The 15,185-nt window shown below is 33.8% G+C and carries 15 protein-coding genes; 13 read left to right on the top strand and 2 right to left on the bottom strand.

From position 1 onward, the window contains the following. Positions 1-69: 69 nt before the first annotated feature. Both rpoE and HMPREF2580_RS00265 read left to right on the top strand, forming a co-directional pair. The gene (rpoE, locus tag HMPREF2580_RS00260) at positions 70-606 is read left to right on the top strand and encodes a DNA-directed RNA polymerase subunit delta (protein ID WP_037541864.1); all 537 of its coding nucleotides are present in this window, start codon (positions 70-72) and stop codon (positions 604-606) included. A gap of 456 nt (positions 607-1,062) precedes the next feature. Continuing rightward, complete coding sequence (locus tag HMPREF2580_RS00265) at positions 1,063-2,670, top strand: CTP synthase (protein ID WP_037541863.1); 1,608 nt, start codon at positions 1,063-1,065, stop codon at positions 2,668-2,670. 155 nt (positions 2,671-2,825) lie between these two features. Here HMPREF2580_RS00265 and HMPREF2580_RS00270 read toward each other — a convergent pair whose 3' ends face one another. Further along, positions 2,826-3,245 (bottom strand): DUF1433 domain-containing protein, encoded by a 420-nt coding sequence (locus HMPREF2580_RS00270; protein ID WP_070829997.1) that lies wholly within the window; start codon positions 3,243-3,245, stop codon positions 2,826-2,828. A gap of 183 nt (positions 3,246-3,428) precedes the next feature. Further along, a complete protein-coding gene (locus HMPREF2580_RS00275) occupies positions 3,429-3,950 on the bottom strand; it encodes a DUF2529 domain-containing protein (protein WP_070829998.1) in 522 nt (173 codons plus the stop codon). A gap of 220 nt (positions 3,951-4,170) precedes the next feature. On the opposite strand from HMPREF2580_RS00275, the gene fdaB reads away from it, so the two are divergent. From fdaB to HMPREF2580_RS00330, 11 genes are all read left to right on the top strand, one after another. Then, positions 4,171-5,031 (top strand): class IIb fructose-bisphosphate aldolase FdaB, encoded by an 861-nt coding sequence (fdaB, locus tag HMPREF2580_RS00280; protein WP_037541862.1) that lies wholly within the window; start codon positions 4,171-4,173, stop codon positions 5,029-5,031. A gap of 375 nt (positions 5,032-5,406) precedes the next feature. Then, positions 5,407-6,666 (top strand): UDP-N-acetylglucosamine 1-carboxyvinyltransferase, encoded by a 1,260-nt coding sequence (locus HMPREF2580_RS00285; RefSeq protein WP_070829999.1) that lies wholly within the window; start codon positions 5,407-5,409, stop codon positions 6,664-6,666. 89 nt (positions 6,667-6,755) lie between these two features. Further along, the gene (locus tag HMPREF2580_RS00290; protein WP_002445593.1) at positions 6,756-7,088 is read left to right on the top strand and encodes a winged helix-turn-helix transcriptional regulator; all 333 of its coding nucleotides are present in this window, start codon (positions 6,756-6,758) and stop codon (positions 7,086-7,088) included. A gap of 203 nt (positions 7,089-7,291) precedes the next feature. Further along, positions 7,292-8,719 (top strand): aldehyde dehydrogenase family protein, encoded by a 1,428-nt coding sequence (locus HMPREF2580_RS00295; RefSeq protein WP_002445591.1) that lies wholly within the window; start codon positions 7,292-7,294, stop codon positions 8,717-8,719. Between the two features lie 308 nt (positions 8,720-9,027). Further along, the gene (gene rho / locus HMPREF2580_RS00300) at positions 9,028-10,344 is read left to right on the top strand and encodes a transcription termination factor Rho (protein ID WP_002445589.1); all 1,317 of its coding nucleotides are present in this window, start codon (positions 9,028-9,030) and stop codon (positions 10,342-10,344) included. 117 nt (positions 10,345-10,461) lie between these two features. Next, positions 10,462-10,719, top strand: a complete 258-nt coding sequence (locus HMPREF2580_RS00305) for a type B 50S ribosomal protein L31 (RefSeq protein WP_002435494.1) — start codon at positions 10,462-10,464, stop codon at positions 10,717-10,719. A 228-nt stretch (positions 10,720-10,947) separates the two neighbouring features. Beyond that, positions 10,948-11,547, top strand: coding sequence for a thymidine kinase (locus HMPREF2580_RS00310; RefSeq protein ID WP_070830000.1), 600 nt, complete (start codon positions 10,948-10,950; stop codon positions 11,545-11,547). Continuing rightward, positions 11,547-12,623 carry a peptide chain release factor 1 gene (gene prfA, locus HMPREF2580_RS00315; protein ID WP_070830001.1) on the top strand — a complete coding sequence of 359 codons (1,077 nt, stop codon included), beginning with the start codon at positions 11,547-11,549 and terminating at the stop codon, positions 12,621-12,623. The genes HMPREF2580_RS00310 and prfA overlap by 1 nt, the downstream gene beginning before the upstream one ends. Continuing rightward, positions 12,610-13,446 (top strand): peptide chain release factor N(5)-glutamine methyltransferase, encoded by an 837-nt coding sequence (gene prmC / locus HMPREF2580_RS00320; RefSeq protein WP_070830002.1) that lies wholly within the window; start codon positions 12,610-12,612, stop codon positions 13,444-13,446. The genes prfA and prmC overlap by 14 nt, the downstream gene beginning before the upstream one ends. Positions 13,447-13,639: 193 nt before the next feature. Further along, entirely contained in the window at positions 13,640-14,683 is a 1,044-nt protein-coding gene (locus HMPREF2580_RS00325; protein ID WP_070830003.1) for an L-threonylcarbamoyladenylate synthase, read from the top strand. Continuing rightward, positions 14,680-15,099 (top strand): low molecular weight protein arginine phosphatase, encoded by a 420-nt coding sequence (locus tag HMPREF2580_RS00330; RefSeq protein ID WP_002445583.1) that lies wholly within the window; start codon positions 14,680-14,682, stop codon positions 15,097-15,099. The genes HMPREF2580_RS00325 and HMPREF2580_RS00330 overlap by 4 nt, the downstream gene beginning before the upstream one ends. Positions 15,100-15,185 lie beyond the last annotated feature (86 nt).

Below are 15,185 nucleotides of genomic sequence, written 5' to 3' on the forward strand. Positions count from 1 at the left end.
TGTTAATATTAGTTAATGAAAATTTGACGTTAATAAGAGAAAAAATCCTTTGAAAGGAAGTATTTTTTAATGAAAATTCAAGATTACACGAAAGAAATGGTAGATGAGAAGTCATTTATCGATATGGCTTACACTTTATTAAATGATAAACAAACAACAATGAACTTATACGATATCATTGATGAATTTAAATCTTTAGGTGGATATGAATACGAAGACATTGAAACACGTGTTGTTCAATTCTACACTGACCTTAATACTGATGGACGTTTCTTAAACGTTGGAGAGAATCAATGGGGACTTCGTGACTGGTATTCAGTTGATGATATTGAAGAGAAAATCGCACCTACGATTCAAAAATTTGATATTCTTGATGACGATGATGAAGAAGATAAAAATCTTAAATTATTAGGTGAGGATGACATCGATGATGACGATGATATTCCTGCTGAAACTGACGATCAAGAAACATTAAATGATCCTGAAGATGAGGATGTAGAAGAAGAAATCAACGATTCTGACATCGTTATTGAAGAAGATGAAGACGATGACATGGCAGAAGAGGAAGAAGAAGAGTTCGAAGACGAAGAAGACTTCAACGACTAATTCACATTCTTTGATTTAATTATTAGTAAATGAGTTAGACATAAAGTGGAGTACGAACACATGTGATTTATGCATGTGTCATAAGAAAGCTGGTACAAAAAGATTTATTCTTAATTTAAATACGGAGTATTGATAATCTAGCTTAATTTTAAAAGGTATCTCTACAGTCTAGAATAAAAAATGGGACTTTTATTTTTAGTTAAAAGATGATAGAATTTTATTCGGGCTCCTTTAATTAGGACACGTGTATTAAGTAGATAGGCTCCCCCTTACAATTGTTGTGAGAGGGAGCGTTTTTTTGTTTTTTCAAATACCTCAATATTAAAAGTGAACAGAATTGTAGAGTAACTTTGAAACATTTATATGTTTTACATAAAAGGATGTCATGTTACTCACAGTTTTAAATATTATTTCAACTACGAGGTAGCAACCCTAAATTTTACAGGAGGTCAGACAATGACAAAATTTATTTTTGTAACAGGCGGAGTAGTCTCATCATTAGGAAAAGGAATCACAGCCGCTTCTCTCGGTAGATTGCTCAAAGATAGAGGGCTTAAAGTTACAATTCAAAAATTTGATCCATATTTAAATGTGGACCCAGGTACAATGAGTCCATATCAACATGGTGAAGTATTTGTTACAGATGATGGAGCAGAAACAGACTTAGACTTGGGTCACTATGAGCGATTTATTGATATTAATTTAAATAAATATTCAAACGTAACTGCTGGGAAAGTATATTCTCATGTATTAAAGAAAGAGCGTAGAGGCGACTATTTAGGTGGAACAGTACAAGTTATTCCACATATAACAAATGAAATTAAAGAAAGATTATTATTAGCAGGAGAAAGCACAAATGCAGATGTCGTTATTACTGAAATTGGTGGTACGACAGGTGACATAGAATCACTACCTTTCTTAGAAGCAATCCGTCAAATTAGAAGTGATTTAGGCCGTGAAAATGTCATGTACGTGCATTGTACATTATTACCTTATATTAAAGCAGCTGGAGAAATGAAGACTAAGCCTACACAACACAGTGTTAAGGAATTACGTGGTTTAGGTATTCAACCAGATTTAATTGTAGTAAGAACAGAATATGAAATGACTCAAGACTTGAAAGATAAAATTGCATTATTCTGCGATATCAATAAAGAAAGTGTTATTGAATGTCGTGACGCAGATTCTCTTTATGAGATTCCGTTACAACTTAGCAAACAAGACATGGACGATATTGTTATTCAACGTCTTCAGTTAAATGCGAAGTATGAAACACAACTAGATGAATGGGAACATCTTTTAAATACAGTGAATAATCTTGATGGTAAAATTACAATCGGTTTAGTAGGTAAATACGTAAGTTTACAAGATGCATACTTGTCAGTAGTTGAATCACTTAAACATGCGGGTTATCCACTTAAGAAAGATGTAGTGGTAAAATGGATTGATTCTAGTGAAGTTACTGATGATAATGTTGAAAGTTACTTATCAGATGTTGATGGTATCTTAGTACCTGGTGGTTTCGGTTTCCGTGCTAGTGAAGGTAAAATTTCTGCAATTAAATATGCTCGTGAGAACAATGTTCCATTCTTTGGTATCTGTTTAGGTATGCAATTAGCAACGGTAGAGTATGCACGTAACGTATTAGGTTTAGAAGGCGCACATTCAGCCGAACTAGACCCAAGCACACCTTATCCAATTATCGATTTATTACCTGAACAGAAAGATATCGAAGATTTAGGTGGTACACTTCGTCTTGGTTTATATCCATGTCATATTAAAGAAGGCACACTTGCCGAATCAATTTACTCTGAAAATGATATCGAAGAACGTCATCGTCATCGTTATGAATTTAACAATGAATTTAGAGAACAAATAGAAGAAAATGGTATGGTCTTCTCAGGTACAAGCCCAGATGGACGACTTGTAGAAATTGTTGAAATTCCTGAAAATGATTTCTTCATCGCATGTCAATTCCACCCAGAATTCTTATCAAGACCTAACCGTCCACAACCAATATTCAAATCATTTATTGAAGCTTCATTTAAATACCAACAACAATAAATATTTATAAAACATATAAAAACGGAGATCGCTATTCTGATGTCATAGCAATCTCCGTTTTCTTTGCTTTTAAAGGTCTATATCATATTCTTATTCTAAAATTACAGATTATGAATGATTATTTTCAATACAAAAATAATGTAGAGGGCGTAAGTTTAAAATTTAAATATAACTGGAGGTTTTGCCTCATAATCTGTTGATTTAAGTTTCGTTTTCCGGATGATTTCATTAGGAAAATCTGGATTTTCTGAGTCAGTTTTAAACATTTTATCAATTTTGTCAGAAATAGTAAGATCTTCTTCGAACTGAAAGTTTGTATCGCTAGTCATTGTAGCAGTGAAATTCAATCTTTTATTATGGTTGATGGTACCTTCAATGTTATAACTTCCCATTGGAGATTTATAAGTGTTTTTAATATCAATATTTTTGTAGCCTTTTAAATTATGTTTGAAAAATAATTCAATACGTGCTTTTTGAACTTTGATATAGTGCTCTCTCTTAATTTCATGAGATATGTAGAAAGATAATATTATTAATGCTAAAATTAATATTATTAAAATGTTGACTTTTTTCATTTAATTCACTTCCGATAGAAAAGGTTAATATATGAATAGTTCAAATGAAGGCACACATAATGTTGATTCCTCATATAAAGATGAGGACATTGATAAAGGCTCTCTATTAAAATACTAGGGAAGGAGACATACTACTATGTCTCTATAGCCCACCATCTTAGCTCTTATGTTTTAAATTGTACCTTATAATTCTAAATCTCGTGTCATTTCTATCATTTGCGTATAGATTTCATAATATATGTAATTGAATGCCATTGGATGAGGTTGAACGATTTTATCGTAATCTTCAGTATAAACAATAGGTCTAGGTGTAGATAAATTCACATAATGCATCAGATGCTCCGGAAAATCATCACGCTTAGGATTGTTACATACCAATACGAAATCAACATCTAAGTCAATTAAACGTTGAACATCTTTTTCTACTTCTTCAGTATAAAATGGCGAAAATAAGAATACTCGATCAGTCGAATCTATCTCTTCAAATGAATTTAAGTGCTCAAGAGAACGGCTTGAATCAAGCTTTTCCTCACCATCTAACACAAATGCTTCATAAAATTTTAAATCGCCATATCCTTTTATGTATACATAGCCTTCGCCTCCGATAGCTTGTATTAAACATTGTGCTGCCATTTGAATATCTAATGCTTGTTTTTCGAGTCTATTAAATATGCCTGTCAATTGTGTATTAAGAATTTTTGACATGATGTTCCTCCATTCTTTTCATTAAAATATTGTAAATAATACGAGTAGGTTATGCAATATGTGAGTAATTGTAATCTTGTATGCGTTTGCAATTGTTGAAAGGTTAAGGATTGTGAAAATTATTAATTTTAAATAAAGTATTCGCATGCATTCACTATGTATTTTTGATATAATGATGTTGAAAAAATACGTGCACAGATGCACTCAAGGAGGAACTTTCATGCCTTTAGTTTCAATGAAAGAAATGTTAATTGATGCGAAAGAAAATGGTTATGCAGTTGGTCAATACAACTTAAATAACCTTGAGTTTACACAAGCTATTTTAGAAGCGTCACAAGAAGAAAATGCACCAGTAATCTTAGGTGTTTCTGAAGGTGCTGCTCGTTATATGAGTGGTTTCTATACAGTAGTTAAAATGGTTGAGGGATTAATTCATGATTTAAATATTACTGTTCCAGTGGCGATTCATTTAGACCATGGTTCAAGTTTCGAAAAATGTAAAGAAGCAATTGACGCTGGATTCACTTCAGTTATGATTGATGCTTCTCATAGCCCATTCGAAGAAAATGTTGAAATCACATCTAAAGTAGTTGAATACGCACATGAAAGAGGCGTTTCTGTAGAAGCTGAATTAGGTACAGTTGGGGGACAAGAAGATGACGTTGTTGCTGACGGCGTAATCTATGCAGATCCTAAAGAATGTCAAGAATTAGTTGAAAAAACTGGTATCGATACTTTAGCACCTGCATTAGGTTCAGTTCATGGACCATACAAAGGTGAACCTAAATTAGGCTTCAAAGAAATGGAAGAAATTGGTGCTTCTACTGGATTACCATTAGTATTACACGGTGGTACAGGTATCCCAACTAAAGACATTCAAAAAGCAATTCCTTACGGTACTGCGAAAATTAATGTAAACACTGAAAATCAAATTGCTTCAGCTAAAGCTGTTCGTGATGTATTAAATAACGATAAAGATGTTTACGATCCACGTAAATATTTAGGACCAGCACGTGAAGCAATTAAAGAAACTGTAAAAGGTAAAATTAAAGAATTCGGTACATCTAACCGCGCTAAATAATTTTATATCATATCGCTCTAAGACCATTGAAACGATGCTTTCAATGGTCTTTTTTATGCTATACTAAAATCAGAAATTCAATTATAAATATACACTTCACACGTTTAAACAGATATTAATTAAAATGAAACAATATTTATTTCATACATATACACAATTTTAACGATTAAATTATTGTAGAAGAGGTAATAATTTAATATCGATGTAAACTTGAATTAAGTAGAACACGAATTAATGACGTTAAGTATAATAATTTTTCAAATAAATCATTTTCTGTAGCTAAGAATTGAAGTATTTTACAAACAAAGTAAAATTATTTTATAATGCTAATAATGTGAAATTTTAAAAAAGAAGGAAACAAAGGAGACAAATCGTATGGTTCAAGAGGTAATAAAAATAAGAGGTGGACAAACACTAAAAGGAGAAGTAGAAATTAGTGGTGCGAAAAATAGCGCTGTTGCTATTATCCCCGCAACTTTATTAGCTCAAGGACATGTAAAGTTGGATGGTCTTCCTCAAATCTCTGATGTCAAAACTTTAGTGAGTTTGTTAGAAGATTTGAATATTAAAACGAAATTAAACGGTAAAGAATTAGAAGTAGATACTACTGAAATAGAAAATGCACCTTTACCTAACAATAAAGTTGAGTCACTACGTGCTTCATACTATATGATGGGCGCAATGCTTGGACGCTTCAAAAAGTGTGTAATTGGTTTACCAGGAGGATGTCCATTAGGACCTCGTCCAATAGATCAACATATTAAAGGGTTTAAAGCATTAGGCGCAGAAGTAGATGAATCGAGTGACACATCTATGAAGATAGAAGCTAAAGAATTAAAGGGAGCTAATATTTTCTTAGATATGGTCAGTGTAGGTGCTACGATTAATATTATGCTTGCAGCAGTTCATGCTAAAGGTCAAACTATCATTGAAAATGCCGCTAAAGAACCTGAAGTTGTAGATGTTGCAAATTTCTTAATGAGTATGGGAGCTAATATTAAAGGTGCAGGTACTACTACAATAAAAATTACAGGCGTTGAAACATTGAATGGTACAGAATACCAAATCATCCCTGATAGAATTGAAGCGGGTTCATATATGTGTATGGCTGCTGCAATGGGTGAAGAAGTGACATTAAATAACATCGTACCTAAGCATGTAGAAGCTTTAACGGTAAAATTAAGAGAACTTGGTGTCGACATCCAAATTGAAGACGAGAAAGCAATTATTCGTAAACAAGCGCCATATAAGAATGTAGATATTAAAACTTTAGTTTATCCAGGTTTTGCTACGGATCTTCAACAACCAATTACACCTCTATTATTTATGACGAACGGTCCTTCTTTTGTAACGGATACGATTTATCCAGCAAGATTTAAACATGTGGAAGAACTCAAACATATGGGAGCTAATATTTATTCTGATGAAGGCACTGCAACAATTAAACCATCTCACTTAAAGGGTGCAGAAGTTTATGCAAGTGACCTTCGTGCAGGCGCATGCTTGATTACGGCTGGGTTAATTGCTGAAGGTGTAACTACTATTTTCAACGTAAAACATATTTATAGAGGGTATACTAATATCGTTGAACACTTGAAATCACTCGGTGCAGATATTTGGACTGAAGAAATTTAAGATTTTGTGATATACTATTTATACTAATAATTGGGAGACAAAAGATACATGCCTACAATTATGAGCATATTTAATATGAGGTGAGGCAAATGGAAATCTGTCCATATCTTGAAGAAACCTTCAAAATTGTCGGTCGGAGTTGGAATGGACTTATTATTAACTATTTATCTAGATGTGAAAGTCATTCTGCTCACTTTTCCGATATGAAAAGAGATTTAAAAACAATTACTCCTAGAGCTTTAAGTTTAAAATTAACTGACTTAGGAGAATGGAATCTTGTTGAAAAGAAAATTATTTCTTCAAGTCCTATAGAAATTGTGTATGAATTGACTGATAAAGGACATGCATTAGCAGAAGCATTGAAGCCTATGGAAGAATGGGCACAAAAATATGTCGAATTAGAAACGAATGCTTCAAAATAAATCTAAGTAAAATATTTAGTCAGAAATTGCTTACGGAGTTCAACTTTGTAGGCAATTTTTTTGTGCAATAAAGGGCATTTCGTTTATAGTTACTAAACGGAAAATAAATAACGCTCAATTTATTCCAATTATATTGATGTTTAAAGTAGGCTTTCAAAGGATATTTAATATATATAACTATTTCGAAGGAGTGAAGATTGAATATGAGAAATTTCACTAAACAATATATTAACGGCGAATGGGTTGATAGTGCGAGTGGCGAAACAATAGACGTAATCAATCCTGCAACTGAAGAAGTGATGGGTTCAGTAGCAAAAGGTAATGCAGATGACGTCAACAAAGCAGTAGAAGCTGCTGATAGCGTTTATGTACAATTCCGTCATAGCTCTGTTGAAGAGAGAAGAGATTTACTAGATAGAATTGTAAAAGAGTATGAAAATAGAAAAGAAGATATCATTGAAGCAATTACTGATGAACTTGGTTCACCATTATCCGTTTCTGAAAATGTACATTACCAAATGGGATTAGATCATTTTACAGCTGCAAGAGATGCGCTAGATAACTTTGAATTTGAAGAACAACGTGGTGATGACTTAGTAGTTAAAGAAGCAATCGGGGTAGCTGGATTAGTAACACCATGGAACTTCCCAACTAACCAAACATCATTGAAATTAGCTGCAGCATTTGCGGCAGGTAGTCCAGTCGTGTTAAAACCTTCTGAAGAAACACCATTTGCGGCAATTATCTTAGCTGAAATCTTCGACAAAGTTGGTGTACCTAAAGGTGTATTCAACTTAGTAAATGGTGATGGTGAAGGTGTAGGTAATCCATTAAGTGAACATCCTAAAGTAAGAATGATGTCATTTACTGGTTCAGGCCCTACAGGTTCTAAAATTATGGAAAAAGCAGCAAAAGATTTCAAAAAAGTATCTCTTGAATTAGGTGGTAAATCACCTTACATCGTATTAGATGATGTTGATATTCAAGAAGCTGCTAAAGCGACGACTGGCAAGGTTGTCAACAATACTGGACAAGTTTGTACTGCAGGTACACGTGTACTAGTTCCTGAAAGCATTAAAGAAGATTTCTTAACTGCAGTGAAAGAACAATTTAGTCAAGTTAAAGTTGGTAATCCTAGAGAAGAAGGCACACAAGTTGGTCCAATTATAAGTAAAAAACAATTCGACCAAGTTCAAGATTATATTGATAAAGGTGTTAACGAAGGTGCTGAACTCTTCTACGGTGGTCCTGGCAAACCAGAAGGATTAGATCAAGGTTACTTCGCTCGTCCAACTATTTTCATCAATGTGGACAATCAAATGACTATTGCTCAAGAAGAAATCTTTGGTCCTGTAATGTCTGTAATCACTTATAATGATTTAGATGAAGCCATTGAAATTGCGAATGATACTAAATATGGTTTAGCCGGATACGTTATCGGTAAAGATCAAGACACATTACGCAAAGTAGCACGCTCAGTAGAAGCCGGTACAATTGAAATCAATGAAGCTGGCAGAAAACCAGACCTACCATTTGGTGGCTATAAACAATCAGGTTTAGGTCGCGAATGGGGCGATTACGGTATTGAAGAATTCTTAGAAGTTAAATCAATTGCTGGATATTTTAAATAATTGAATAAATAGATTAAATCTTGCAATTAAACGATGCACGGAACTATTTTAGTTCCGTGTTTTGTTTTTATTGTTATATTTTCTAAATTCATTTTGTAATTAAAATGAAAATTTGCTATAGTTATTCTAGTATTTAGAAGGTTAAGACACATATGAACGTGAAAAAGTAGTTAACTTTGCTTTGTTTTTATAAAAGTTAAAAAAGTTTTCGCAAGGTTAAATTTTGAAACTTTTCATCAAAACCTACTAAAAACGTTTAATATGTCAGAGCCTCGCAACATAAAAAATAACGAAATGGGTGCAAGTCTATGCCTGAAAGAGAACGAACGTCTCCTCAGTATGAATCTTTCCACGAACTTTACAAGAACAATACTACTAAAGAGCTCACTCAAAAAGCCAAATCTTTAAAATTGACGAATTATAGTAAATTAAATAAAAAAGAATTAGTTTTAGCCATCATGGAAGCTCAAATGGAGAAAGATGGCAATTACTACATGGAAGGTATCTTGGATGATATACAACAAGATGGATATGGTTTCCTTAGAACAGTCAACTATTCTAAAGGTGAGAAAGATATTTATATTTCTGCCAGCCAAATTCGACGTTTTGAAATTAAACGTGGCGATAAAGTAACTGGTAAAGTCCGTAAGCCTAAAGATAATGAGAAATATTATGGATTACTCCAAGTTGACTTTGTTAATGATCAGAATGCAGAAGAAGTAAAAAAACGTCCTCACTTCCAAGCGTTAACACCTCTATATCCTGAAGAAAGAATCTTATTAGAAACAGCTCCAACTAATTATTCTACTCGTATTATGGATTTAGTGACGCCGATTGGTTTAGGTCAACGTGGGTTAATCGTAGCTCCGCCTAAAGCTGGTAAAACAAGTTTATTAAAAGAAATTGCAAATGCGATTGCAGCGAATAAACCAGAAGCAAAACTCTTTATTTTACTTGTAGGTGAGCGTCCAGAAGAAGTGACAGATATTGAAAGATCTGTTGAATCTGCGGAAGTTGTACATTCTACATTCGATGAGCCGCCAGAACATCACGTTAAGGTAGCTGAATTATTACTAGAGCGTGCCAAGCGTTTGGTTGAAATTGGTGAAGATGTCATCATCTTAATGGATTCAATTACACGTTTAGCTCGTGCATACAACCTTGTTATTCCACCAAGTGGTCGAACATTATCTGGTGGTTTAGATCCAGCATCTCTTCATAAACCGAAAGCCTTTTTCGGTGCAGCGAGAAATATTGAAGCAGGGGGAAGCTTAACTATTTTAGCTACAGCACTTGTTGAAACTGGATCAAGAATGGATGATATGATTTACGAAGAATTCAAAGGTACAGGAAACATGGAACTTCATCTTGATCGTAAATTATCAGAACGTAGAATATTCCCAGCCATTGATATTGGTAGAAGTTCTACGCGTAAAGAAGAATTACTTATTTCGAAAGCCGAACTCGATTCATTATGGCAATTACGTAATTTATTTACAGACTCTACTGATTTTACAGAACGCTTCATCCGAAAATTAAAACGCTCGAAAAATAATAAAGAATTTTTCACTCAATTACAAAAATCAGCCGAAGAAAGCACGAAAACAGGTAAACCAATTATCTAACGAATATTGATAAAGGGTTGCGTTTTAAATTGATTCCTATTATAATTACACAGTATTGGGTAAAAAACTCACAAATAACTCTGTTCCAGATGGTTCAGGGCAAAGGAGCTGAAAGAAATGAAACAAGGAATTCATCCTGAATACCACAAAGTTATCTTTTTAGATACAACTACAAACTTTAAATTCTTAAGTGGTTCTACTAAAACATCTTCAGAAACTATGGAATGGGAAGATGGAAATGAATACCCAGTTATTCGTTTAGACGTATCTTCTGATTCACATCCATTCTATACTGGCCGTCAAAAATTCGCTGCTGCGGATGGTCGTGTGGAACGCTTCAACAAAAAGTTTGGTTTCAAATCAAACAACAACTAATTTTGAATTTCAACTGTCTACGTATCCATTATTATGGGATTGTAGACAGTTTTTTTATTTTGGATATTTTCGTTACAATAAATGAGGGTTGAGAGTTAAGTTCCTAAATTGTTTGTAATAAGTGAGTATCATTGCTTAATTTAGAATAATACTTTGAAAATGCATTTAACTACATAAAAAATATGATATAATTAAGCGATTATGTTTTGAAAAAAGGTGGAACTCTCAATGTATGAAACGTACCATTCCGGATGGATTGAAACTATTACTGGAAGTATGTTTAGTGGTAAATCCGAGGAGTTAATACGTCGATTAAGACGTGGGATTTATGCGAAACAGAAAGTAGTCGTGTTCAAACCGGCAATTGATGATCGTTACCATAAAGAAAAGGTCGTCTCCCATGATGGTAATGAGATTGAAGCGATAAATATTTCTACGGCTAGAGAAATTTTAAATCAAGATTTACACAATGTAGATGTTATCGGAATAGATGAAGTGCAATTCTTTGATGATGAGATTGTCAATATAGCAGAACAACTTGCTGAAAATGGTCATAGAGTTGTTGTAGCAGGTCTTGATATGGATTTTAGGGGAGAACCATTTGAACCTATGCCAAAGTTATTAGCGGTAAGTGAACAGGTAACTAAACTGCAAGCGGTATGTGCCGTTTGTGGCTCACCATCAAGCCGTACGCAACGATTAATCAATGGTGAACCAGCTAAAATTGATGATCCAATTATATTAGTTGGTGCAAATGAAAGTTACGAACCACGTTGTAGAGCGCATCATATTGTGGCTCCAAGTGAAAATGAGAAGGAGGAAATGTAGTGTTTGATCAATTAGATATAGTTGAAGAGCGATATGAACAATTAAATGAAATGTTAAGTGACCCTGATGTTGTCAATGATTCAGATAAATTAAGAAAGTATTCTAAAGAACAAGCAGATTTACAGAAAACGGTAGATGTTTATCGTAGTTATAAATCGAAAAAAGAAGAATTAGAAGATATCGAAGAAATGTTAAGAGAAACTTCTGATAAAGAAGAAGTTGAGATGCTTAAAGAAGAAAGTACTGCATTAAAAAATGAATTACCAGAAATGGAAGAAGAACTGAAAATTTTATTAATACCTAAAGATCCAAATGATGAAAAAGACGTTATCGTTGAGATTCGTGCTGCTGCTGGAGGAGATGAGGCAGCTATTTTTGCCGGAGATTTAATGAGAATGTACTCTAAATATGCCGAAGCAAATGGCTTTAAGACTGAAATAGTCGAAGCATCAGAAAGTGATCATGGTGGTTATAAAGAAATCAGTTTTTCAGTATCTGGTAGTGGCGCATATAGTAAACTGAAATTTGAAAATGGGGCACATCGTGTGCAACGTGTACCAGAAACAGAATCAGGCGGTCGTATTCATACATCTACTGCTACAGTAGCAGTTCTACCTGAAGTAGAGGATGTTGAAATTGAAATACGCAATGAAGACTTGAAAATTGATACGTATCGTTCAAGTGGTGCGGGTGGTCAGCACGTCAATACAACTGACTCAGCTGTCCGTATTACTCACTTGCCAACGGGTGTAATTGCGACATCTTCTGAGAAATCTCAAATTCAAAACCGTGAAAAAGCAATGAAAGTGTTGAAAGCACGTTTATATGATATGAAATTACAAGAAGAGCAACAAAAATATGCATCTCAAAGAAAGTCGGCAGTAGGGACAGGGGACCGTTCTGAACGTATTAGAACTTATAATTACCCACAAAGTCGTGTGACTGACCACCGTATTGGTTTAACACTGCAAAAGCTCGGCCAAATCATGGAAGGACATTTAGATGAGATTATCGACGCGCTCACACTTTCTGAACAAACTGAGAAATTGAAAGAATTAAATAATGGTGAATTATAAAGAAAAGCTTGAAGAAGCTATCCAACTCACTTTAGATAAAGGATATGAACAAAGTAGAGCAGAATGGTTATTCTTAGATGTTTTTCAATGGTCTAGGACAGATTATCTTATTCATAGTCAGGAATTAATGTCACAGGCTGATATTTCGAAATTTGATTTAGCGCTACATAGAATGTTGAAGGGAGAACCGATTCAATATATTGTAGGTTTCCAATCATTTTATGGATATAAGTTTAAAGTTGATGCCAACTGTCTTATCCCACGTCCGGAAACTGAAGAAGTGATGCTTCATTTTCTTAAATTATGTCGTAATAAAGATGGTGTAGTAGATATAGGAACAGGTAGTGGAGCAATTGCAGTCACTCTGAAATTGCTTCGCCCCGATTTAGATGTCTATGCTACAGATTTATATGAAGATACTTTAAATGTGGCTAGAAACAATGCGGATACCCATCAACAGGATATTCACTTTCTTCAAGGAAATGCGTTAAAGCCATTAATTGAGAAGGGGATTAAAGTAGATGGCTTAATTTCGAATCCTCCTTATATTGATGAAGCGGAATCTAAAGACATGGATGATACGGTACTTCAATTTGAACCTCACCATGCACTTTTTGCTGAAAATAAAGGCTATGCTATTTATGAGGACATCTTAAAAGATTTACCACAAGTAATGAATGAAAATGGACATGTTGTTTTTGAAATTGGTTATAATCAAGGTGAAAAATTGAAGTCGATCGTGACAACAATGTATCCAAACAAAGAAGTAGAAGTGATACGAGACATTAATGGGCATCAGCGTATCGTATCTATTAAATGGTAATTCAACTTTCAATTGTTAAGTGTATATTTAATCGTGGTTTCAATAAATAAAAAATGTTTAACCATATGTTGTGTTACTAATATAATCATTATAAATATAAGATGGGTGGGACTTTAAATTCAACAAACGACTAACTGAATTAAGTTCCACTCTTTTTTCCGGACATGATATAAATTAGAAAGAGGTGAAGAAAATGGAAACTCACATTTGGGATGTTCGGGCCTTTAAAGATAACTTACATCAATATCCATATATAAATTATATCAAAGATACCGTGATTAAAGGTGGATTAGTAGCGATTCCAACGGAGACGGTATATGGGTTAGGTGCAAATGCAAAAGATGAAGAAGCAGTTAAAAAGATTTATGAAGCTAAGGGTCGACCTTCTGACAATCCTTTAATCGTTCATGTACATCATAGAAAGCAACTGGATAATTTTGTTGAACATGTTGATGAACGTGTTTCAAAACTAATGGATGCATTTTGGCCTGGGCCTATTTCCTTTATTTTACCGCTTAAATCAGGTTATTTATGTGAAACAGTAACAGGGGGATTGAATTCCATTGCTGTTCGTATGCCTAGTCATAAAATAGGAAGAGCGTTACTTCAAGTTATAGATGAACCCATTGCTGCACCAAGTGCTAACTTAAGTGGTCGCCCATCACCTACGACATTTGACCATGTGTTTCATGACTTAAATCATAAAATTGACGGTATTGTAAACGGTGATCAAAGTGAAGAAGGGCTCGAGAGTACAGTTCTTGATTGCACGCAGTTTCCATTTCGCATTGCGCGTCCAGGCTCAGTAACGAAAGAGATGATTGAGAAAGTCTTACCAGAAAGTGTGCAAGATATTCATTTTACTGAAAATGAAAAGCCTATTGCGCCAGGTATGAAATATAAACATTATTCGCCAGATACTCCTCTTACAATTATTGAAAATATAAATCATAAAATTGATAATAATGAGAAATGGAAAGATACTGCTTTTATTTTTCCTGAAAGTATGAAATCTTTACTACCGGAAAGTGCACAGTTCATTTCTTTATGTAAGAATGCTCAAGATATTAAAACTGCTAACCACAATTTATATAGCATCTTGCATTCAATAGATCGCTCTAGTGACATTCAACGTGCTTTTATTTTCGGATTTGAAAAAAAGGATCAATCTGAGGCAATTATGAATAGAATGCTCAAAGCAGCAGGTAATGAAATAATTAAAGGTGATACGCTATGAAAATCATATTTGTATGTACAGGAAATACATGTCGTAGTCCATTGGCAGAAAGTATTGCTAAAAAGTTATTGCCAAATGATGATATTCAATCACGTGGATTATTTGCGATGGATGGACAAGCTATTTCAGAAGCATCGTTACAACTTATTCATGATCATCATTTGCCTGAGCCTACGAATGCCCAACAGTTAGGCATAGATGATTTAGAAGCGGATTTAATTTTAACGATGTCTAAATCTCATAAAGAATTGATTATGGCACAATATGGTCAGCATTCAAATGTTTATACACTCAATGAATACGTCAATGTTAATGGTGAAATTGCAGATCCTTATGGGGCTCCTGCAGAAGTATATGAACAAACGTATCACAAGATTTACGATTTAGTTAAGAAAATGAAAACCACTCGGGATTAAATTATATATAATTAGTATATGTTAGGCTTTAAATAAGTTATAATTAGGGAGTATAGCAGGTTTGCTATGTTCCTTTTTATTTTATA

The sequence above is a fragment of the Staphylococcus sp. HMSC036D05 genome, from assembly GCF_001836225.1.
GTDB classification, from domain to species: Bacteria; Bacillota; Bacilli; order Staphylococcales; family Staphylococcaceae; genus Staphylococcus; species Staphylococcus caprae.

Coding starts and splice junctions, on each gene's coding strand:
- rpoE (WP_037541864.1), top strand. CDS start 70: ATGAAAATTCAAGATTACACGAAAGAAATGGTAGATGAGAAGTCATTT.
- HMPREF2580_RS00265 (WP_037541863.1), top strand. CDS start 1,063: ATGACAAAATTTATTTTTGTAACAGGCGGAGTAGTCTCATCATTAGGA.
- HMPREF2580_RS00270 (WP_070829997.1), bottom strand. CDS start 3,245: ATGAAAAAAGTCAACATTTTAATAATATTAATTTTAGCATTAATAATA.
- HMPREF2580_RS00275 (WP_070829998.1), bottom strand. CDS start 3,950: ATGTCAAAAATTCTTAATACACAATTGACAGGCATATTTAATAGACTC.
- fdaB (WP_037541862.1), top strand. CDS start 4,171: ATGCCTTTAGTTTCAATGAAAGAAATGTTAATTGATGCGAAAGAAAAT.
- HMPREF2580_RS00285 (WP_070829999.1), top strand. CDS start 5,407: ATGGTTCAAGAGGTAATAAAAATAAGAGGTGGACAAACACTAAAAGGA.
- HMPREF2580_RS00290 (WP_002445593.1), top strand. CDS start 6,756: ATGGAAATCTGTCCATATCTTGAAGAAACCTTCAAAATTGTCGGTCGG.
- HMPREF2580_RS00295 (WP_002445591.1), top strand. CDS start 7,292: ATGAGAAATTTCACTAAACAATATATTAACGGCGAATGGGTTGATAGT.
- rho (WP_002445589.1), top strand. CDS start 9,028: ATGCCTGAAAGAGAACGAACGTCTCCTCAGTATGAATCTTTCCACGAA.
- HMPREF2580_RS00305 (WP_002435494.1), top strand. CDS start 10,462: ATGAAACAAGGAATTCATCCTGAATACCACAAAGTTATCTTTTTAGAT.
- HMPREF2580_RS00310 (WP_070830000.1), top strand. CDS start 10,948: ATGTATGAAACGTACCATTCCGGATGGATTGAAACTATTACTGGAAGT.
- prmC (WP_070830002.1), top strand. CDS start 12,610: ATGGTGAATTATAAAGAAAAGCTTGAAGAAGCTATCCAACTCACTTTA.
- HMPREF2580_RS00325 (WP_070830003.1), top strand. CDS start 13,640: ATGGAAACTCACATTTGGGATGTTCGGGCCTTTAAAGATAACTTACAT.
- HMPREF2580_RS00330 (WP_002445583.1), top strand. CDS start 14,680: ATGAAAATCATATTTGTATGTACAGGAAATACATGTCGTAGTCCATTG.